Below are 20,992 nucleotides of genomic sequence, written 5' to 3' on the forward strand. Positions count from 1 at the left end.
CTATAAAAATCAGCCCCAATCTCCGCGACAATGCTCGGTTTCCCCTCCACTTTCCAAAGGAAACCCATGTCAGCCAGGAACGCAGCGCAATCCGTCACGCCGACACAGGCAATATTGATCCAGATTGCCCTCGCCCTGGGTGGATTCGCCATTGGCACCGGTGAATTCGCGCTCATGGGGCTCATGCCGAACGTGGCCAGCGACCTGGGAGTGAGCGAGCCTCAGGTTGGTCACCTCATCAGTGCCTACGCTATGGGTGTGGTGGTAGGCGCTCCCTTGCTAGCCATCATCGGCGCGCGCTTTTTCCGGCGTCATTTATTGATCGCATTGATGGGATTCTATGCCCTGGGCAACCTGGCCAGTGCGGTCGCGGGTGATTACAGCACGCTTCTGGTCTCCCGGTTTATCGCCGGCCTGCCCCACGGTGCCTACTTCGGTGTGGCTGCACTTGTTGCTGCGTCCCTGGTACCCGTCAACCAGCGGGCCAAGGCGGTCAGTCGGGTCATGATTGGTTTGACTCTGGCTCTGCTCATTGGCAATCCCCTGGCAACCCTGATGGGACAAAGCGTGGAATGGCGCTATGCCTTCGCCTTCGTAGGTTTGATGGCCTTGGTTACCGGGCTGTCGGTATACAGCTTCCTCCCGGTTGATCGTAACGAGGAACGCAACAGCCCGTTGCATGAGGTCCGGGCTTTTGGCCGGGCGGAGATCTGGTATCCGCTGGCCATTGGAGCAATCGGGTTCTCAGGAATGTTTTGTGTATTCAGCTACCTGGCGCCAACTCTTCTGGAAGTTACTGAAGTGTCGGATGGCTGGATTCCGGTCGTTCTTTTCATCTTCGGGCTGGGCGGATTCACCGGAAACATCCTGGGTGGATGGATCTTTGACCGCCTTCAGTTCAGAGGGGTCGGCTGGTTGCTGTTGTGGGCTACCGGCACGCTCCTGCTATTCCCGCTCGCCACTGACAACCTCTGGCTAATGATGGGAATGTGTTTCCTGGTGGCGCTGATGGTCGGGCTTGGGCCTGCCCTGCAGACTCACCTGATGGATGTGGCCAGCGGCGCTCAGACCCTCGCTGCCGCTTCCCACCACGCTGCCTTCAACGTGGCCAACGCCTTGGGGCCCTGGTTGGGTGGTCTGGCAATTACAGCGGGCTTCGGGTGGGAATCCACGGGTTATGTCGGTGCGACCACCGCGGTGGCGGGACTGATGATTTTCTTTATGGCCTGGCGCCAGCTTTCAACGGCTGGCGCCACCAGTTCCGTATAGGATCTAAGGGTGCGCGGAATTTACTTACCGTTTGTTAATGTCTGGTAGAGCTCATCCTTCAGCTGGGCTCGCCACGTCTTCAACCGGTGCATTTTGTCATCACTGATGGGTCCACCTCTTTTTTCCAGCCCTTCGATTTCCTGGTCCAACTCCGAGTAGCGGGTGAGTTTCTCGCTGAATTTCATGTCGTTGGCTTTGAGTTCCTCGATTCGGTCCTTGTATTCGGGAAATTCCTTTTGGAGTTCGTGGCTGGTAATGCCCATGGTGACTTGCCTCCAGTTAACTGAATTTGAGCGAGCGTTTGGCTCCTCCATCATCATAGTAGAACTGGAACATTCCTGTGGGGTCTTTGACAAATCGCTAATAACCTCAGGGGTCGTCAAAGTATAGGATGGCACTATTGCACCCAATGCCATACTGAAAATCGTACACCTGAGGAATAACAAGCATGACCTACGCCCGAATTGCTGGCACCGGCTCCTATCTTCCGGAGAAGATCCTGACCAATAAGGACATGGAGTCTCTGGTGGATACTTCCGACCAGTGGATTCGGGAACGTACCGGTATCGAGCAGCGGCACATTGCCGAGGACGGACAGACCACTGTCGACCTCGCCGAGCAGGCCTCACTCCGGGCGATTGAAGCAGCCGGCATCAAGGCTGAAGACATCGATCTCATCGTGTTTGCCACTTCCACCCCGGACAAGATCTTCCCGAGCTCCGCCTGCATCCTCCAGGCTCGCCTCGGCATTCACGGCTGCCCGGCTTTTGATATTCAGGCTGTGTGCAGCGGTTTTGTCTACGCACTCTCCGTTGCGGACAAGTTCATCAAGACCGGCAGCAGCAAGAAAGCCCTGGTGATTGGCGCAGAAGTGTTCTCCCGGATCCTCAACTGGGAAGATCGCGGTACCTGTGTGCTGTTCGGTGACGGTGCCGGTGCGGTGATCCTTGAGGCCAACGAAGAAACCGGCATTCTCTCCACCCATATCCACGCGGACGGTCAGTACGAAGAGCTGCTGCATGTTCCTTGCGGCATTGCCGATGACTTCGAGCGGGTGAAAGCCGGTCTTGCCTTCGTGGAGATGAAAGGTAACGAGGTGTTCAAGGTGGCGGTGAATACCCTGGGCAAGATCGTCGATGAGACCCTTGAAGCCAATAATATGGAAAAGAGTGACGTGGATTGGCTGGTGCCGCATCAGGCCAACCTACGGATTATTTCGGCGACGGCCAAGAAGCTTAAGCTGCCGATGGATCAGGTGGTGGTGACCGTGGACAAGCATGGGAATACGTCCGCGGCATCTATTCCCTTGGCGCTGGATGTGGCTGTGCGGGACGGGCGGATCAAGCGGAATGAGGTGGTGTTGCTGGAGGCCTTCGGGGGTGGGTTTACCTGGGGGTCGGCGTTGCTTCGGTATTGAAAAAAGGGGTCAGATGAAAGCGTTCATCTGACCCCGACTTCACCCTTTCCAGGGAATCAACTCTCCCCCACTGCCCAACTGGTACAACCATAACCACTGGTTGTTCACCAGCGCTGCCACGTCCGGATGCTTTTCCAGTACCGCCCGGATACGGGCTTCCGGCGCGTCTATGACTACCGTCAGACGCATGGGTTCGTGTCTCCAGAGGCGGCCGTCGTGGACCGACTGGATCGGCAGGCCGATCCGCAGATCTGTGCCATTACCTTCGATTACTCCGAGATTGCCTCCCACCACGGAATGCAGCAGTTTGTTGCCGGCACCGTAGACCGTAGGCGCGGTGACGGAGGCGAAGTACTGGAGGTTGATCCAGTTTGCCACCACCATCGGGGCGGTCATCAGTGCTTCCAGGATTCTACCGTCCTCATCCTGAGCCGGGTCGTAGTCGTGCAGGAAGCAGCGACCACCAAGATTGGCACCGCGGCTGCGCTGGCGTTTGGCGAAGATAATTGCCGCATTGTTGGCCAGGCCCCATTCCGGCCGGATTTCCGCCCAGTTGTTGGTTCGTCTGCTCAGCTCCTGCTCGAGCTGTTCATCCGTGGTTCCGTTGAGGCCCAGACTGGTGGCCCGCTCACGGCGGGTCTCGTGGCCAGCCTCTGCCAGGGCCCGCTCCAGCTCCTCAAGCCGGATCAGGTGGGAGTCCGGCACCCGGTCACGGCCGATGATCCTGACCTTGTCGGTGACCGTGCAATGCTCCGCCGCCAACGCCCAGCAGTAATCCGGAATGCGGATGCCCCGCTCTGCCAGCCCCTCGCGAACAATCCGGTCGTTGAGCAGCTCGGCGGCGATCCTCGCGTTGACACCTCCATTCTTGCCACCGCAGGCACCACAGGCCAGTCCGGCCTCGTTGGGGTTGTTGTCGGTATGGGTTCCGTGGCCAACCAGTAGCAGAAGGCTGCCAAAGTTGCCGGTGAGGGACATGCCCCGCAACAGGTTCTCGGCAATCGCGACCCTTTCCTCATCCCGGACCGGATCACCTCCGTGCACATGGCACAGGCGCCCTTCCCCGAGGCCGTCTTCTCCAGCAACCGAAGCGGAATTCCGGTTCAGGCTGTCACGGATCAGTTTCCATGCCCAGGCAAGCCCGGTGGTTTCCACCAGGGTAAAAGTGGAGAGACTGGAATACTTGCCCTTCCGGACTGACTCCCTGGTCATCTCCCGTTGGTCCAGGCGACGGTTCAGATCCATGTCTTCCGTCAGGTTGCCGGTGGATTCATTGAACCGGTAACTGGGTGCCAGCAGACCCGGAAGACGCGGCTCATCTTCCCTGGGCCCGGGCTGTTGATGGGTCACAGGAACGCCGAAGAATCCGGCAAAGCCGATGGTCTGGATTCCCGGTCGTCCTGCTTCCAGATGGCGCCGGAACACCTCGGAACGAACGTCAATACAGAACGCCGCCTGAATGGCCGGTGGCGTTACCTTGTCCTTCTCGCGGTGAGACGCGGCCTTGATCAGCCGGTCCTCCAGGCTCCGGGTCCACGCAAGTTCGAATGCCCGCTGGAAAATCCAGGGGCTCATTTCCTGAAGATCAGGCACCGGTGAATCGCTTGCGGTGTCCGTCCAGGCTCCCCGGCTGCGCTGCCATGCTGCCTTGCGTTTCACCGGCAGGCGATCGATCGCAAGCCACTCCCAGGCGAGAAGAATCGTCAGGAGTTCGGCGCAGGCGTCCGAGCCACGGCCCTCCAATCCCGCGCGCCAGTCAACACCCCGGCACCAGGAAGCCCATCCCGGCAGACCGCAAAGCAGGCTGTGGCCCAGAGCCTCAAGTTCACCCTCGGTATAGGGCAGGCCTTCGATGATCCGTCCGGCCGCCTGACGCCAATCTGTCGGGAGTCCCGCGAGCGCCTCGCGAGTAACTCCAAGCTCCGTTCCCTTGCCGGGCCAGGGATCGATGCGGGTCTGATCCAGCCAGAATGCGAACAGACTTCCGGAGTCATCCTCAGAGCGCCACCGGGACTGCCTCTGGTCAAAAAATCGTGCGCAGACACGGCCAATCTGTTCCCTGACCTCCGCGGCCGGGGACGGCCGGGAATCCGGCGGCGGAAAATGTTCCAGCGCGGAAAACACCTGCCGGTTGCCACCGGGGCTGCGTTTCAGGGCACCAATGACGGCATCGACCGACACCTCCAGCTCCCGCTCCGAAATAGCCTCCAGAAGGTCCTCCTCCCGGATCCGACCGCTTTCCAGGGCGTTCAGGTAGAACTCGGCGGGCATCAGCACACCTATGCCTGCATTGCGCTGCAGTTTGCGGGCTGCGCCGATCATGGGCAGGTCACGCAATCCCCACCAGGGATTCACGGCGATCCAGCGGTCCAGCGGCCAGATCGGTGCAATCGTCTGGCAGATTCCCGACAGCAAGGCGGTTACCTCTTTTTCGGGGGCCGCCAGGGCAACGGCGAGTTTAGCGGTCATGATCTTTCTCCTGCAGTAGCGGGATAACCGGACAGGTGGTCGCGAGTTTTGTGCGGAACGTTCAGCGCATCACTGGCAAGCTTGCGGGTGATCTGCTCAAAAGGCTGTTCCAGACGCAGCCCCTGGCTGAATCGAGCCTGAAGAACACGGACCGCCCTGGACCGGCTGGCAACCAGGATCAGCGCAGAGAGCAGTGCCAGCGCAATCAGGATTCCCCAGGCAACAATGGAAGCCTCAAGGGGCGGCACCATCGCTTCGTGCGCTCCGAAGGCACCACCAAGGACGGCATGCAGTGCACCGTAAAGCGGCACCAGCATGAGGGCCATGGTCATGACCAGCGCCCGTGTTTTGGCGCTGGCACCGTTTGGAATGCCCATGATCACGCTGGTAACCGCGAGGACCAACAGGCCGGCAAGCACCGATTTGCCCTCAACCAGATCAGGCCAGAGCCAGAGGATCAGGGTGGCGAGTGCCGCACCGGCACCGGCCAGCATGATGTTGCCGCCCGTTGCTGAGCCGGAGTGGAACGAGATAGCGGAGACCTTGACCGTCCGTCCCGACGCCAGGAAGGAATGTGCCTTGTAAAGGGAGTGCGCGAGCAGGTGCAACAGCGCCAGCACATAGGCTCCGAGCGCGATTTCGAACAGCATGAAGCCCATCTGGGAAATGGTGGACCAGGCCAGGGCGTGCTTGACGGAGGTCTGGGTCATCATGGTGAGCACCGCAATCAGGGCTGTGCCCCCGCCCACCACCAGCAACAGGGCATGGCCGGCGGTGAATCCCTCAAACACCGGGAACAGCCGCAGCCACAGGAATCCACCCAGGTTGATGACACCGGCATGCAACAAGGCAGAAACCGGTGTGGGAGCTTCCATAACCCGCAGCAGCCAGCCGTGGAAGGGAATCTGGGCACATTTCAGGATGGCAGCCACCGCCAGAAGTACCGAGGCAAGCGTCAGTGTTGCGGAAGACTGGCCTACAACCGCACCTCCTTCGATCATCTCGGGCAGTCGGAACGTTCCGTAATGGCTCCAGAGCAACAGGACACTGGTGATAACACACACATCACCAAGCCTGCTGGCAATGAATTTCTGGGCAGCGGCGAGCCGCGCCTCCGGCCGGTCCCCGTACAGAGTCAGTAACTGATGCAGCGCCAGGCTGACACCGATCCAGGCGCCTGCCAGCACCAGCATGTGGTCGGTAAACACCAGCAGGAGCACACAGGCCAGCGTTGTCAGGAACCAGGGCAGGAATGTCTCCCGCGCCGGATCGCCAGCCAGATAATCACGGGCGTACCTGAGAATCACCCATCCGATGAACGCCACCATCACACCCATCCAGACCGCCAATGCATCCGGGTACAGGCCAAGGCGGGCACCCTGCTCCGGCAGCCCGGTGTCAATCAGCCAGGCATCCAGCAACAACAGCACACCTACGATGCCCGTAATTGCCAACGTGGCCAACAGGAGGCCCTCGGAAATGCGCCAGCAATGGCGGAGTTTGAGAGGGTTACGTGTCCAGTTACTGAAAACGGCAACGGCAAAGAAACTGATTGGCAGCAAAAGCCAGCCGATCAGCACCGGAATGGATAAAAAACTGAAGCTCTCGTTCATGCTTAACTCCCTTCATCGCGTACGCATACTTTGCCGGGAGTGCAGCATCGATAAAAATGGTTTATAAATATCAAACCGTTCACTTAAACAGAACGTTCAATCCGGGACAGCTCGAATGCGACTGAACTACCACCACCTCTACTATTTCTGGACCGTGGCCCGTGTCGGTCATCTGACCAAGGCCGCGGAATCGCTGCATATTTCCCAATCGGCCCTGTCCGGGCAGATCCGGAAGCTGGAGGAGAGCCTCGGCCATGACCTTTTTATCCGTGAGGGACGCCGGCTCAGGCTGTCAGAGGCAGGACGGGTTGCCTTCAACTATGCAGAAGACATTTTCCGGCAGGGAGAGGAACTGGCGGCATTGTTCCGCTCCGGCAGCCAGACCAACCGGGAGATTCTCAAGGTGGGCGCGGTTGCCACACTGTCCCGGAACTTTCAGGAGGGATTTCTGAGGCCGCTGCTGGGGCGGAAGGATCTGGAACTGAAGCTTCAGAGCGGCAGCCTCGATGATCTCCTCAGGCGTCTGTCTGCCCACCGGCTGGACCTGATTCTCTCCAATCAGCCGGTCCAGGGCGATGAGCAGAATCCCTGGCGTTCAAGGCGCCTTGCCCGGCAACCCGTGAGTGTCATCGGCCCGCCGAGTGATAACAGCATGCCTGATCTGCCCAAATTCCTGCACGGCAGGAACCTGATCGTGCCAGGACCGGACAACCATATCCGCCAGGCCTTCGACCAGATCTGCGAATACCACGGCATCTACCCGAACATCATCGCGGAAGTGGATGACATGGCCATGATGCGACTGCTTACCCGTGATACCCGCAACTTTGCGGTGTTACCGCCGGTTGTGGTCAGGGATGAACTGCGTGCCGGGGTATTGCGGGATTACGGGGCCCTTCCCGGTGTTTACGAGGAGTTCTATGCGATCAGCATCCGCCGTCAGTTCCAGCAGTCGCTGGTGTCGGAACTGCTGACTCAACCTGCAGATGAGCTGCTAACCTCCCTGCCCGGTTGAGAATTCTGACTAGCGCCGATGTGCGAATAAGTCATACATTCCTTTCGTCTGTCGCCGTATACTCGGAACGAGTCCATGAAAATAACAACATCCGGGCAGCGAGAATCATGCAAAGAGCAAACACCGAGTCCCCGTCCATACTTATCATCGGTACCGGTTTTGGCGGATTGGGGATGGCGATTCAGCTCAAGAGAGCGGGCTACCACAACATTATCCTGCTGGAAAAAGCGGGCCGCGTGGGCGGCACCTGGCGCGATAACACCTATCCCGGCGCCGCCTGTGACGTCCAGTCCCATTTCTATTCCTACTCCTTTGAGCCCAAGCACGACTGGTCCCGCAAATTCGGCCTGCAGAGTGAAATCCTGGGTTATATGGAGCACTGCGTTGAAAAATACGGGCTTGGCGAGCACATCCGCTTCAACTCGGAGGTTGCAGAAGCGGAATTTGATCAGCGGCTGAACCGCTGGAACGTGACCCTGACCTCCGGGGAAACGCTCACCTCCCGAATACTCATTACCGCGACCGGCCAACTGAACCAGCCGGCCTGGCCCAATATCGAAGGCCTGGACCAGTTCCAGGGTCGGATGTTCCATTCCGCCCGCTGGGATCACGATTACGATCTGACCGGCAAGAAGGTCGCCGTGATCGGCACCGGTGCGAGCGCCATCCAGTTTGTGCCCGAAGTCGCCAAACAGGCGAACACCCTCAACCTCTTCCAGCGCAGCGCCGCCTGGGTCCTGCCCAAGCCGGATCGCCCGTTCAAGCCCTGGGAGCAGTGGCTGTTCAGCAAACTGCCGGTCTGGGACCGGCTCTATCGGTACCTGATCTACTGGAAGAACGAAACCCGGGCGCTCGCGTTCACCCGTTTCAATGGACTGCTGGAGATCTTTGCCCGACAGGCGCGGAAGGAAGCACAAAAACGGGTTACTGACCCGGAAAAACTCCGGAAGATCATCCCGGATTATCAGATCGGCTGTAAGCGTATCCTGATCTCCAACGACTGGTACCCGGCCATCAACCAGTCCAACGTGAACCTGGTTACCGACGCCATCCGCGAGGTCGCACCGGACGGTGTGGTCACCGCCGACGGCTCTCACTACCCGGCCGATGCCATCATACTGGCGACCGGTTTCCGGGCATCCGAATTCCTGTCACCGATCACCATTACCGGGCGCAACGGCAGGAACCTGAACCAGGCCTGGGAAGACGGCGCGGTTGCCTTCAAGGGCATCACCGTCAGCGGTTTTCCCAACATGTTCATGCTCTACGGGCCCAACACCAACCTGGCCCACAACTCCATTCTTTACATGCTCGAATCCCAGTTCCACTACGTTCTCGATTGCCTGAAGGCACTGGACAAGTACCCGGGAGCGGCCATGGATGTGCGCGAGGATCGCCAGGAGCGTTTCTCCCAGGTGGTTCAGACCGGGCTGGAGGGAACCGTCTGGGATACCGGCTGTACCTCCTGGTACCTGGATGAGAATGGCAAGAACACCGTGAACTGGCCAGGCTTTACCTTCACTTACCGGTTTGCCACCCGGCACGTAGAGACCGCCGACTACCAGTTCCTGAACCCCGCCAACTGACTTTCCTTCAACGGCAGTTCCGCTGCCGTTGAATTTTCGGCACATTCATAGGATGATTGGTTCATCTGTTAGAAGGATGATCATCTGATGCTGGAAAAGATCCGGAAAGGTTCCCTGGTGGAAACCGCTATCGAAAGCCTCAGGCAGGCCATCGAGAAGGGAGACTGGGCTCTTGGAGACAAGCTCCCGGTCGAGTCGGAGCTGTCCGAATCCCTTGGCGTAAGCCGTAACACCGTGCGGGAGGCGGTCCGTGTTCTTGTACACGTGGGTATGCTGGAAACCCGTCAGGGTGACGGTACCTATGTGCGCGCCACCCGGGATGCCGGCGAAACGCTGCGGCGCATTGCCCGCACCGAGCTGGCCGACCAGCTGGAGGTCCGCATCATGCTCGAATCCGAGGCCGCCAAGCTGGCCTCACTGAGGCGAACGGAGGACGATCTCAAGCGCATGACCGATGCCCTTGATGCCCGCGCGCGCTCCGCGAACAACCTTGAGGAACGCATCAGGCACGATGAGCGGTTTCACCATGCCGTGGTCATGGCCTCCCACAACCCTGCCCTGCTCGAACTCTACGATTATTTCTCCCACGGCGTGAGCCAGACCATCGAGCGCACAGAGATGGATGCCGACCTGCCGGAACCATCCCAGGAAGACCACGAACTGCTGCTGGCCGCCATTCGTCGCGGTGAAGCCCAGAAGGCCGGACAACTGGCCCGGGAACTGCTCCAACCAAGTCTTGACGCCCTCAATCCGGGAGCTGACATTTCATGAAGTTGCGCATTGATACCTTTACCCTGCTGTTGCTGGGGGCCATTGTTCTTGCCTCTTTCCTTCCTGCCACCGGCACTGCTGCGGACTGGCTGGCAACGGCCGGCACCGTAGCCGTGGCTCTCCTGTTCTTTTTCCACGGCGCGGCGCTATCCCGGGAGCAGATCATTGCCGGCGCGACCCACTGGCGCCTGCACATCCTGATAACGGCCCTCACCTTTGTATTCTTCCCGCTGGCCGTTCTGCCTATCAACGCGCTGTCGGACATTATCCCCACGTGGATGCCCCGGGACCTTGGGCTTGGCTTCCTTTATCTGGGGGTTCTGCCCTCGGCGGTCTCTTCTTCCATTGCCTACACAGCGATGGCGAAGGGCAACGTACCGGCGGCGATCTGCAGTGCGGCAGCCTCGAATGTATTCGGCATGATGCTGACACCGTTCCTGTTATTGCTGCTGGTCAGTACGTCCGGTGCGGGAGGGTTCTCGGTGGCCGAGGCGCTGAAGGATATTGTGATGCAGCTGTTGCTGCCGTTTGCAGTGGGCCATGCCATGCGACCCTGGCTGGGAGGTTACCTGGCCCGGAACGAGAAACTCATGGCGCGCTACGATCAATGCGTGATCTGGCTGATCGTGTACTCCGCGTTTTCCCATTCCGTGGTAAGCGGGCTCTGGCAGAACCTGCCGTTGCAGGCCATCGTCTTTGCCGTCGCCCTGTGCTTTGCACTTCTGGGCTTCTTTATGGTGATGGCGCGGTTCCTGGTACGGCGGTTCGGCTTCAGCCTGGAGGATGAGACTGCCGTTGTGTTCTGCGGATCAAAGAAAAGCCTGGCATCGGGGCTGCCTATGGCCAAGGTGTTGTTTTCCGGTCACCCGGGCTTCGGCATGATCGTGTTGCCGATTATGTGCTACAACCAGATCCAGGTGATTGTCGGGGCCATTCTGGCCCAGAAATATCGCGAGAAAATTGAACAGGCGAGGGAATCATCCCCCGCCCATACCGCCGAAAATTGACGCCAGAATCACCAGTCCGACAATCCAGCCGATGACAGCCGGCCAGAAATTGACCATTTGTGGCGGCTGTTCCGGCTGATCCTCGGCCATCCCGGGTTCCGGGAAGTTCCGGTCATCAACCGGCTCCTCCGGTACGTCCTGCAGGCTGTACCAGTCGAACCACTCGCCCAGAAAACGGGTGACCGGGGCTGCCAGGCTGCCGTTTTCCGCCATCGGCCGAAGCTGCGGCTCCAGCTGAACGGCAATTTCGCGGCGCAACGCCGGCTTGTCGGCAGGCGGCTCGCACAGGATAGCCTTCCAGATACCCACATCCTTGCTCCGCTGGGAATCATTCAGCAAGGCCTTGATCTGGATGACCACCTCCCGGACGATCTGGCTTTCCTCCGCGTCCAGGGGCCTTTCCCTGACAGGAGCCGCCTCAACGGCATCCCCACGGTCTTCCTCTTGAACAGAGCTATAACCCGGCTCCGACGTAACGACGGCTGCAGACTCCGGTGCCGACTCACCGCTGGCCTCCTGAAACGCTCTGCGGAGCGCTTCGGCCTCATCCGCGGACGCAAATTTCAGCTGCTGTTCATACGCCTGCTGTATTCGCTGACGGTCACTGGTTGGTTCGATTCCAAGGATTTCCCAGCAATTCATATAGCCGTAACTCCCAGCCCCGAGATTGATTACAATATTGAGAGACAAACCGTGTGTAGTCCCCTACGATAGGTAAAACAAGAAGAATACCGTGTTAAACCCCCTGAGACCGGCAGATTATAGAACGTGATTCATGAGTGTTTCGACTAGATTGCAGTTAAGTTTCATAAACCTGCCGCGCCGCCGGTCATTTCGTTACGCTCTGATGCTGCTCTCCGCTGCATGTTTGCCGGCCCACGCCCAGGTTTCCGACCCCTTGATGTCGTCAGAAATCTTCGCGCTTGACAGCGAACTCTCCGAACTTCCTGAAGTGCTGACCACTACCCGGCTGAGGCAATCCAAGCTCAAGGTACCGGGCACCACCACCATCCTTACCGGTGACATGATTCGCGACCTGGGGATCATGAACCTGGTGGAAGCGCTTAGACTGGTGCCCGGAATGGTCGTGGGCGACCGGGGCAGTACCAATCCTGTGGCAACGTACCACGGCACATCCCAGTATGAACAGCGCCGGCTTCAGGTTCTGATTGACGGGCGTACAGCATACCGCGCGAGTCTCGCTGATGTGGACTGGTTAGCCATGCCGGTGGCGCTGGAGAATATCGAACGCATCGAGGTGAGCCGGGGCCCCAACTCTGCCGCCTATGGCATCAACGCCTTTCTAGGTACCGTTAATATCATCACGCGGTCACCCGACGACACGGCCGGTGTTGAAGCCTACGCGGCATCCGGTTCAAGAGGTTACCTGAGAACGTTCACCTCAGTCGGTGATGCCAATCCAGACGGTAGCTGGCGACTGTCCTACGAAAAACGCAAATCCAATGGCTTCGACTCTCAGCTGGAGGGCGGCGAGGCGGTGCCGTTCCATGACGGCCATGACACTAACAATTTCAACTTCGACAGCATCGTGAAAATCGATAATCGACACTCCGTTGATTTCCGGGCAGGTGCGCTGGAGGGTGTCAATGAAGAAGACAAGGATAAATCCGGAAAACTGGGGGCAGTGACCAATCCGGATATTCTGATGGACGACTACTACCTGCAGGTCCGATTCAATGGCGCTACATCCCGAAACCATTTCTATCACCTTCAGGCCAGTTACCAGAATCAGAAAAGGAGGCAGCGCTGGACCATTGCTATTCCAGGAGATGTGTTTTCTTCGCTTCTGCCACCGGACAGTCCTTTTCCGAGCGACCCGGATACCTTCTTCATCGCTGACCTGAACGAGGACATTGAAGAGTCCCGACAGGAATTCGAACTGCAGGATACGCTGCTGGTCAATCCGGACCTGAAGCTGGTATCAGGACTTGGTTATCGCAAGGATACCTTCAATTCGGAAACTTTCTTCAATGGACGGGGCAACAACTACCAGAGCCGGGTATTCGCCAACGTGGAATACTCTCCGGCGCGGTGGGTAACATTCAACGCCGGCGGGAACTACGAGAAAACCACGACGACCCGTGAAGGCTATTTCTCTCCCCGGGCCGCCACGAACTTCATCTTCAATGACAACCATGCGCTTAGGTTTGTGTACTCCCGAGCCGTGCGAACACCGGATGCGTTTGAGCAGGATCCTGACTGGTCTTACCGTCCAGCCAATGTCCGGCCGCCATTTACGGCGCTTGAAGGGGTAAGGTTTCTGATCGAGGATCTGGTCGATCCCCAAACCTCAACCCTGGGTGAGGACCTGGACGAGGAATGGATAACGTCCCGCGAGATCAGCTATTTCGGCCAGTTTCATTTGGATAATGCGCTGTTTTCCATGGAAGTCCGCTATTTCAATGATGAACTGGACGACATGATCAGCGGCGTTATCAACGAAGAGGAATGGACCATAGATAACAATGTTGACCTGGACCAGGAGGGATTTGAAATTGAAACCTCACTGGAGTTTCCGGGTACGATGTTACGGGCTACCTACGGTTATCTCGACCAGGATGGCCGGTACACTGGTGATCCAACGGGTCTGTCTCAAAGCGATCAACAATACACTGTTGATTTGTTGGGACGGTTATCCGCCCAGCATTCCGGCAGTCTGGCCTGGATCCAGGAATTCCCGATGGACCTGACTTCCTCGGTGGCCTATTACTGGACGAACGAGGTCAGGAATACCCGTTTTGAGCGTGCGGATTTCCGGCTCGCCAAACGGGTGGACGCGCCAGACTACAGTTACGTGCTGGCGCTCACGATGCAACACTATCTGAATCCAGAGGCATGGATGAGTCCGGACAACCGGATTGAGGATCATAACCAGTTTTTCATTGAAGCGGGGATCCGCTTCTGAACGATAATCAGGGACAGCGTTTTACCCGGGATGGTATGAAGCGAGCGAGTTTGTTCCAGACAAGTCACCATGATCGTGCTGCGGTTACCTGGCCGCCGGTGATGTTTCTTTTTGCACTTCTCACGGTTTTCTTGTCGACCGTTGCCCAGGCACAGGATCTGGCCGTCAACACCGTCTATATCGCAAGTTCCGGCAATCCCGCCCTGGACCAGCACATGACCCGGCTGCTGGGGGATGCGTTGGGAGATGAAGCCGCCCTCCGGCCACTGACCAATGGCCAGACCGCGACGCCGGATGATGCCCCGATCGTAACCATCGGCCCCTCGGCCTTTTCCAGGGTGCGCCAGGCCAACCGCCGCGCCCCGATCCTGGCCATGCTGGTAGAACGGTCTTTCATAAAGGATTATGCGGCACGTAACCCCGGCCAGATCTCAGCGGTTTATTACGATGTGCCCCTGGAACTGCAGGCATTGATCGGAAAGGCGGTGCTGCCCCAGGCAACCAAGGTAGCCATCATTGCCAGTACCGAGACGGCCGGGCTTTATGAGCCGGTGGTCGATAAATTACCTGCCATGGGCCTGCAACCAAGGGTTTTCATCGTTGATACGCAGCAGGATCTTATTCCGACCCTGGTCAGGGCATTAAGCTACGGCGATTTCCTGCTCGCCGGTCCCGATGACCGTATCTACAACCCCAGCACCATCAAACACATCCTGCTGACCACCTACCGCCGCAGCCGGATTGTCATTGGCCCGAGCCAGGCCTATGTCAAAGCAGGCTCACTGGCATCCGGTTACGCGCCTTTTCCCGGCATGGCGGAGGCCGCTGCAGATAAGCTGCACCACTATTTTGCCAAAGGGGAGTTTCCGGTTCCGGACTACCCCGATCAATACAGCGTGGAGATTAACAGTCAGGTGGCACGATCCCTGAACATTCCATTACCTGACAAGGAAACCCTGGAACAGGAGCTTGATCAGGCACGGGCGCAATTTGAGGGTTCTGAAGAATGAACAGGCCCACGACCACCAGGATTTCTCTGTCCCGCAAGCTGTTGCTTCTGGGTGCCCTGCCCGCCGTGGTTATGTTCATTGTGCTGATGGTCTTTTTCACCTCGGCCAGGCTTGAGGACGCCCGAAAGGACCTGATAGCGGGAGGACAGATGCTGGCGGATAGCCTTGCTCCCGCGCTGGAATATCCCGTTGTTTCCGGTAACAGCGTGGCGCTGGAACAGATTCTTTCCCAGTCCCTGAAATACAGTAACGCAGCCTGGGTCCGTGTAACGGATGTCATGGGAGACGAAATCGGAATGGCTCGGGCCTCCAGCGAACCCCGGACCGAAGGGGCCGGTCACAACTACCTGACCTTCGAGGCGGAGATCCTGCAGTTGCCACTGAAAATCGGGGCCAATGACGCCAACGAGTGGTTTGCACCAGAGTTCGGATTTGATTCGGGGGCACTGAGGGTCGGCACCATTGAGGTCGGCGTCAGCACCCTTGCCCTGCAGGCAAGACAACAGGAAATCCTGTGGACCTCCATTGCCGTTGGTTCCTCACTGCTGCTGTTTACAGTCCTGGTGGTGAGGCATTTCCTCGGCAATATTCTCTCGCCCATTCAGGGCTTGTCGGAGCGAATCGACCGTCTGATCAACCGCGATTACGCGAAAGCTGTTTCGAGAACGTCTGGAAGTTCGCGAGATATCAACCTGATAGAACATAAACTTAATAAACTTGCTGAACACCTGGCAAACCTCAAGGCAAAACATGATCAGGTGTTGTCAGCATCAGAGTCGGCCCGCGAGAGGGCGGTAGCAGCCAACCAGGCAAAATCCGAGTTTCTTGCGACCATGAGTCACGAACTTCGCACCCCACTTAACGGGGTTCTGGGGATGGTCGACCTCATTGAAGAAGAACCACTGACATGCCGGCAGCGGGATTATTTGAAAACGGCCCGGCAATCGACCGAAGACTTGCTGACCGTCATCAACGACATCCTTGACTACGCACAAATGGATGGCGGAGAAATACGGTTGGAAAACCGTGAGTTTGACCTCCGTAATGTCATCAATAACTGCACGGCCTCCTACCGTCACCAGGCCGAGCAGCACGGTCTTTCCCTCAGCGTCGATTTCTATGGCGACTGGCCGGAGAACGCATTGGTCATTGGTGATGCGGGCAGAATGCGGCAAATTATCGCCGGGCTGCTGGATAATGCCATCAAGTTTACCGCCGAAGGCGCCATCACTGTCCAGGCGGGCTGTTTTCCGCTGGAGGAAAACAGCATTGTGCTCAACTGTGCGGTGAACGATTCAGGCGCTGGCATGCCCGCCGAGCGCATGCACGACATTTTCAATTCCTTCGAACAGCTGGATTCCGGCAACACCCGTCGTTATGGCGGCACCGGCCTCGGCCTTTCACTGGTCCAGCGTCTGGTGGAGCTGATGGGTGGCCACATCCAGGTGGAGAGCGATCTTGGCCAGGGCTCCAGCTTCCGCTTTGAGCTGCCGTTTGAACTGGGCCCGACGGTCATCTCCGCCCCCACCAGGAGAACACTCCCTGCCCGAAGTGAGGACGACGGGCTACCCCATGCTCTGGTGGTGGAAGACAATCCGGTAAACCAGCGGGTGGCTTCAGCGATGCTGACTCGTCTGGGATTCCGCACGGACACGGCGGCAAACGGCGAAGAAGCGGTGAATATCGTCCAACGCAATCATACCGGCTATGACCTGATCCTGATGGACTGCCAGATGCCGGTCATGGATGGCTACGAGGCAACCCGTCGTATCCGGGAATGGGAACGCAGCAATGGCCAACAGGGTATTCCAATCATTGCGCTGACGGCGGACGTATTGCCGGCGACCGAATCCATCTGTCTTGGCAGTGGAATGAATGATTTCCTGGCCAAACCAGTCCGGAAGGAGAATCTCCAGGAAGTCCTTGGCCGCTGGACGGTCATACGGGAGGAATGAGAGGAAGGGCCAGCCATCACGTGTAGCTGGCCCGGACTGTCAGGCGACAGGTTCCCTCATGGTGACGAATTCCTCTGCAGAGGTCGGGTGAATTCCCATGGTGGAATCAAACTCGGCCTTGGTCGCCCCTGCCTTGATGGCAACCGCCAGACCCTGAATGATCTCACCGGCATCCGGACCCACCATGTGAGCACCGAGCACCTTGTCGGAGTCGTCGTCAACAACCAGTTTCATGAGGCACCGTTCGTCGCGGCCACTCAGGGTGTATTTCATGGGACGGAACTCGGAACGGTAGATCCGCAGCTTGTGACCTTTATCCCGGGCCTCGAATTCAGTGAGGCCGACTGTTCCGATATTCGGCTGACAGAAAACCGCTGTTGGGATGGCGGTGTAATCCATCTCGCCCTGCCCGTCCCCGAACAGACGACGGGACAGCACCATAGCCTGCGCCAGGGCCACCGGAGTCAACTGCGGAGTACCAATCACATCGCCAAGCGCCGTGATCGAAGGAACCGCAGTCTGGAAAGTGTCATCCACTACGATATGCCCCGAGGCACTGAGCTCCACCCCCAGGTCTGTCAGACCAAGACCGTCAACCAGCGCCCTACGCCCGGTTGCCGCCATGACCAGCCCGGTATCCAGGGTTTCGCCCGTGCTTAGCTTGACCTGGTAGTGCGTATCGTTGGATTCGACAGCCTCGATGGTGGTACCAAAACGCAGGTTGACGCCTTTCTTGCGCATCTCCTGTTCAGTGAAATGACGAATATCGTCATCAAAGCCGCGCAGGAACAGCTCTCCCCGGTAGAGCAAGGTGGTCTCTACACCCAGGCCGGCCAGGATGCCGGCAAACTCCACCGCGATGTAGCCGCCACCCCAGACCACCGCATGCTTCGGCAGCTGCGGCAGGTAGAACATTTCGTTCGAAGTCAGGATGTGCTCTTTGCCGGGTACATCGGGAACAACCGGCCAGCTTCCGGTGGCAACGGTGATGTGTTTGGCAGTGTAGGAGGTATAGCCAACCTGCACGGTGTTGGCATCCTGGAGGGTCGCGGTGCCCTGGATAATCGTTACCCCGGCGTTCTCGAGAAGGCGCCCGTAGATACCGTTGAGTCGTTCAATCTCGGCATTCTTGTTGGCCACCAGCGTGGACCAGTCGAAACTGACGTCACCCAAGGGAACGTTCCAGCCATAACCAGCTGCGTCTTCCAGCTCATCGTGAACGTGCGCGCCGTAGACGAACAGTTTCTTCGGGACACAGCCGACGTTTACACAGGTTCCGCCGAGATATCGCGACTCAACGACAGCTACCCTCGCCCCTCGCTGGGCGGACATCCGGGCCAGGCGGACACCGCCGGAACCGGCGCCGATAACGATCAGATCATAATCCAGACTGTCAGACACAGTTTCTCCTGTTGATGAAAATGACTTCAACCGGGTCCAGAGGCTGCTGCTTTGCTTTCCGGTTTCAGTTCCCGGAACAGCACGTGGTCCTCATAGTCGCCCAGACGAATCTTGCCCAGGCTCCTGAACCCTTCGGATTCGTAAAATGGCAGATAGCGGCTGTTCCCGGTATCCAGGACCAGGCCGCTGCCCCGGGGATTTTCGCTACAAAGCCGTTCAACCGTCTTTAGCAGTAAGCGGCCATAGCCACGATTCTGGTATTTCGGATCCACCCCCATCAACGGCAGTTGATGCGCCTGTGGCTGGGGCAGCATGTTTCGTATTTTCTCGTGATAATCGAGGTAACGGCGGGTGGAGGCAAAACCGGTGGTCAACACCATGCGGATGCGCCAGCTCAACTGTTCGGCCAGGTTCATCCTCAGTTCAGGTTCCCCAACGAAAGCCACCGCCACCAGCGTATTATCCACCATTACGCCAATAGCGTCCTGATTATACTCAAAGTAAAGGTCGATCAATTCCCGTACCGTGGCGCGGACACGCTGGTCGTAGCCCGGCCGCCGGTGATCGAACAGGTACTGGAACGTCGGTTCATTCCGGTAGGCGTGGTAAAGAATGGATTGCGCTTCGTTCCGGGCGGTGTCGTCGAGACGCACAATTACCGGCTCAGGATTGTTATTATTGTCTTTGCCGTCAGTCATCGCCTTCCCCTTTTTCAGATAGTCAGTGTCAAACGAACTGAAACCTTACCCGGGTCGTTGCCCCGGTCCATGGCAGCCTGGTCGATAACCACGCCGTTTTCTGTGTTGAGCCGCTCCAGCCAGGAGGCAACGTCGGCGTAGGGTACGCCGTCCAGCCAGACACGGATTGCCTCATCGCCACTGGGTTCAAAACGCTGCAATGCCAGGCCTGCCTCGCGGGCGGAACTGGTTACCAGGGCCATCAGAGCTCGGCCGTCATCCGGCTTGTCTACAGCTGCGGAGGAGGTGGACGACGAAGTTCCCGCCAATCCCTGGATGACCGGTTCGTTGGCCTGTATCCACCCCAGCAGGTCCGCCGCGTTATCGCGAGCGCTGAGAGAGCGGTCATGGAAGCCAGCTACCGGCTGCCACACGGCGAAATAGAGAATTCCCACCAGTATGGCGATCGCCAGCAAACTCAATGCCTGCTGGTCACGGCGGGGCAACTGATCGTACTGCGCAACCAGCTTGGCGACGGCAGGCTGTTCCTTCAAGCGTTCCAACATTCCGTTATCCTCCCGATACCGTCAAACGGCCACGGGCGCCGCCGGATTCATTGACGACCGACCCTATCTGGGCCTCAAGCCCCTGCCCCGACAAGCCGTTCCGAAGCGCGCTTAAACGATCGTAACTGTCGGCACGGATATCCACCACCAGCTCGCCCCGATCCTTGCTGAAGTTGACCGAGTTGAAGGTCACCGAGCCGGAGGACGGTAACTGTGAGTATTGCTGACCGGTGTATTTCATCAGCGCGATGAAGTCGAGTTCAGGGCCCCGGGATCCGGCAACCCGTAGCTGACCTTCAAGAACCCGCCGGACGTTTCCGGCATGGGTGCGACGGTCATCGGGAAAGGCATCGCGATAAATGGCCATGGCCTGTTCTTCAAGTTCTTCCGCCTGCCCCTGGTAATAAAAGCCCATTCCGGCCTCGAACGCCACCTGAATGACAAACCAGATTGAAGCCACTGCAATCAGCGGCTTCCAGGGTTTGAAGGGACTGTCTTTGCCGGCCTTGACCGAGAATGCGCCCTGGCAGAGGTTGATCGGCTGGCAGCGATGGTGATGGTGGGCATGAGCAAGCAGCTCCAGGGGCATCAGATCGAGCTGTTCCTGCCGGACCACAAGCCGCCCGGGGGCAGTCAGTTCCGCGATGACCGACTGATGGTATTCCAGTTCGTCCTGTGTTCCGTACACCGTGACCGGGACTTCGGCCATCACTTCCTCGGTCGGAGGTACCGCCAGGGTGTGGGCAAACATGCCAAGGTTGGCCGCCTGCATGCTCAGCCACTCGCCACGATCGCTGACCAGCATGGCCACCTCGCCGTCCAGGCATATGCTCCAGCCACCCTCGGTGGCCGGCAGCAGTGACGCATCCGGATAGATGGCATCGAGGCGGGCATTCTCCCACCCGGAGAACAGGGTGATCCAGTTGCCCATCCGTTCCCGATCGATGGCGGCAACCCGATAGCCTTCTTCCGAGTGCTTGCCCAGGGCCAGGTGAACCGAGTCGATGTCCTGGGCAATCTGCTCCTCGACCGCATAGGGCAAAGCCTGAAGGATGAACCGGTTCTGTTTGGCCGGGATATCAGCAACGCAGAAAAGCGCGTCCTCGCCGGGTATCAGGCCCACCAGCAACACGTTTTCCAGCGCGTTCTGGGCCAGGGTCTGCTCGATAATGTCCCGGTTATCCCCGGTGCCGCGGGCCTGAGCATCGCCGGTGGCATCCTGAAGCACCCAGTTGTAAAGCTGGGCGTCCGGATTCTCATCGATATCCGCAAACGGCGGGACCGGCCGGACAAAAAGGCGATAAGACATG

General features: G+C 58.4%; 17 protein-coding genes. 9 read left to right on the forward strand and 8 right to left on the reverse strand.

What is annotated here, in order from left to right; translation table 11 throughout:
• Positions 1 to 66 precede the first annotated feature (66 nt).
• The gene (locus BM254_RS16225) at positions 67 to 1,269 is read left to right on the forward strand and encodes an MFS transporter (RefSeq protein ID WP_092006195.1); all 1,203 of its coding nucleotides are present in this window, start codon (positions 67 to 69) and stop codon (positions 1,267 to 1,269) included.
• Between the two features lie 20 nt (positions 1,270 to 1,289).
• On the opposite strand, the gene BM254_RS16230 is transcribed toward BM254_RS16225, so the two are convergent.
• A complete protein-coding gene (locus BM254_RS16230; protein WP_092006324.1) occupies positions 1,290 to 1,532 on the reverse strand; it encodes an HP1242/YdcH family protein in 243 nt (80 codons plus the stop codon).
• A gap of 185 nt (positions 1,533 to 1,717) precedes the next feature.
• On the opposite strand from BM254_RS16230, the gene BM254_RS16235 reads away from it, so the two are divergent.
• Complete coding sequence (locus BM254_RS16235; protein ID WP_092006198.1) at positions 1,718 to 2,686, forward strand: beta-ketoacyl-ACP synthase III; 969 nt, start codon at positions 1,718 to 1,720, stop codon at positions 2,684 to 2,686.
• Positions 2,687 to 2,725: 39 nt separating this feature from the next.
• Here BM254_RS16235 and BM254_RS16240 read toward each other — a convergent pair whose 3' ends face one another.
• Positions 2,726 to 5,155 carry a YbcC family protein gene (locus BM254_RS16240; RefSeq protein WP_092006201.1) on the reverse strand — a complete coding sequence of 810 codons (2,430 nt, stop codon included), beginning with the start codon at positions 5,153 to 5,155 and terminating at the stop codon, positions 2,726 to 2,728.
• Positions 5,152 to 6,768, reverse strand: a complete 1,617-nt coding sequence (locus BM254_RS16245) for an NADH-quinone oxidoreductase subunit L (protein WP_092006204.1) — start codon at positions 6,766 to 6,768, stop codon at positions 5,152 to 5,154. The genes BM254_RS16240 and BM254_RS16245 overlap by 4 nt, the downstream gene beginning before the upstream one ends.
• 115 nt (positions 6,769 to 6,883) lie before the next feature.
• On the opposite strand from BM254_RS16245, the gene BM254_RS16250 reads away from it, so the two are divergent.
• The 4 genes from BM254_RS16250 to BM254_RS16265 all read left to right on the forward strand — a co-directional run bounded on the left by BM254_RS16250 (position 6,884) and on the right by BM254_RS16265 (position 11,147).
• Entirely contained in the window at positions 6,884 to 7,783 is a 900-nt protein-coding gene (locus tag BM254_RS16250; protein WP_092006207.1) for a LysR family transcriptional regulator, read from the forward strand.
• Between the two features lie 107 nt (positions 7,784 to 7,890).
• Positions 7,891 to 9,369 carry a flavin-containing monooxygenase gene (locus BM254_RS16255; protein WP_092006210.1) on the forward strand — a complete coding sequence of 493 codons (1,479 nt, stop codon included), beginning with the start codon at positions 7,891 to 7,893 and terminating at the stop codon, positions 9,367 to 9,369.
• 87 nt (positions 9,370 to 9,456) lie between these two features.
• Entirely contained in the window at positions 9,457 to 10,140 is a 684-nt protein-coding gene (locus BM254_RS16260) for a FadR/GntR family transcriptional regulator (RefSeq protein ID WP_092006213.1), read from the forward strand.
• A complete protein-coding gene (locus tag BM254_RS16265; protein ID WP_092006216.1) occupies positions 10,137 to 11,147 on the forward strand; it encodes a bile acid:sodium symporter family protein in 1,011 nt (336 codons plus the stop codon). Before BM254_RS16260 ends, BM254_RS16265 begins: the two co-directional genes overlap by 4 nt.
• Here BM254_RS16265 and BM254_RS16270 read toward each other — a convergent pair.
• Positions 11,118 to 11,789: a J domain-containing protein gene (locus BM254_RS16270; RefSeq protein ID WP_092006219.1), complete on the reverse strand. Its 672-nt coding sequence runs from the start codon at positions 11,787 to 11,789 to the stop codon at positions 11,118 to 11,120. The genes BM254_RS16265 and BM254_RS16270 overlap by 30 nt on opposite strands.
• Positions 11,790 to 12,048: 259 nt before the next feature.
• Between BM254_RS16270 and BM254_RS16275 the strand changes: the two genes are divergently transcribed.
• From BM254_RS16275 to BM254_RS16285, 3 genes are read left to right on the forward strand one after another with little or no spacing between them, the layout of a single operon-like run.
• Positions 12,049 to 14,073 (forward strand): TonB-dependent receptor plug domain-containing protein, encoded by a 2,025-nt coding sequence (locus BM254_RS16275; RefSeq protein WP_245777462.1) that lies wholly within the window; start codon positions 12,049 to 12,051, stop codon positions 14,071 to 14,073.
• A 35-nt stretch (positions 14,074 to 14,108) separates the two neighbouring features.
• Positions 14,109 to 15,083 carry an ABC transporter substrate-binding protein gene (locus BM254_RS16280; RefSeq protein WP_245777463.1) on the forward strand — a complete coding sequence of 325 codons (975 nt, stop codon included), beginning with the start codon at positions 14,109 to 14,111 and terminating at the stop codon, positions 15,081 to 15,083.
• The gene (locus BM254_RS16285) at positions 15,080 to 17,038 is read left to right on the forward strand and encodes an ATP-binding protein (RefSeq protein WP_092006225.1); all 1,959 of its coding nucleotides are present in this window, start codon (positions 15,080 to 15,082) and stop codon (positions 17,036 to 17,038) included. The genes BM254_RS16280 and BM254_RS16285 overlap by 4 nt, the downstream gene beginning before the upstream one ends.
• A 39-nt stretch (positions 17,039 to 17,077) precedes the next feature.
• Here BM254_RS16285 and gorA read toward each other — a convergent pair whose 3' ends face one another.
• Genes gorA through gspL form a run of 4 tightly spaced genes read right to left on the reverse strand, consistent with a single transcriptional unit; the run spans position 17,078 to position 20,991 of the window.
• Positions 17,078 to 18,439, reverse strand: coding sequence for a glutathione-disulfide reductase (gene gorA, locus BM254_RS16290; RefSeq protein ID WP_092006227.1), 1,362 nt, complete (start codon positions 18,437 to 18,439; stop codon positions 17,078 to 17,080).
• 26 nt (positions 18,440 to 18,465) lie between these two features.
• Entirely contained in the window at positions 18,466 to 19,137 is a 672-nt protein-coding gene (locus BM254_RS16295) for a GNAT family N-acetyltransferase (protein ID WP_092006230.1), read from the reverse strand.
• 14 nt (positions 19,138 to 19,151) lie between these two features.
• Positions 19,152 to 19,682, reverse strand: a complete 531-nt coding sequence (gspM, locus tag BM254_RS16300) for a type II secretion system protein GspM (RefSeq protein WP_092006233.1) — start codon at positions 19,680 to 19,682, stop codon at positions 19,152 to 19,154.
• Positions 19,683 to 19,686: 4 nt separating this feature from the next.
• On the reverse strand, positions 19,687 to 20,991 hold the full coding sequence (gspL, locus tag BM254_RS16305; RefSeq protein ID WP_092006237.1) for a type II secretion system protein GspL: 1,305 nt from the start codon (positions 20,989 to 20,991) through the stop codon (positions 19,687 to 19,689).
• Position 20,992 lies beyond the last annotated feature (1 nt).

It is taken from the genome of Marinobacter pelagius, from assembly GCF_900114925.1.
Classification (GTDB): Bacteria; Pseudomonadota; Gammaproteobacteria; order Pseudomonadales; family Oleiphilaceae; genus Marinobacter; species Marinobacter pelagius.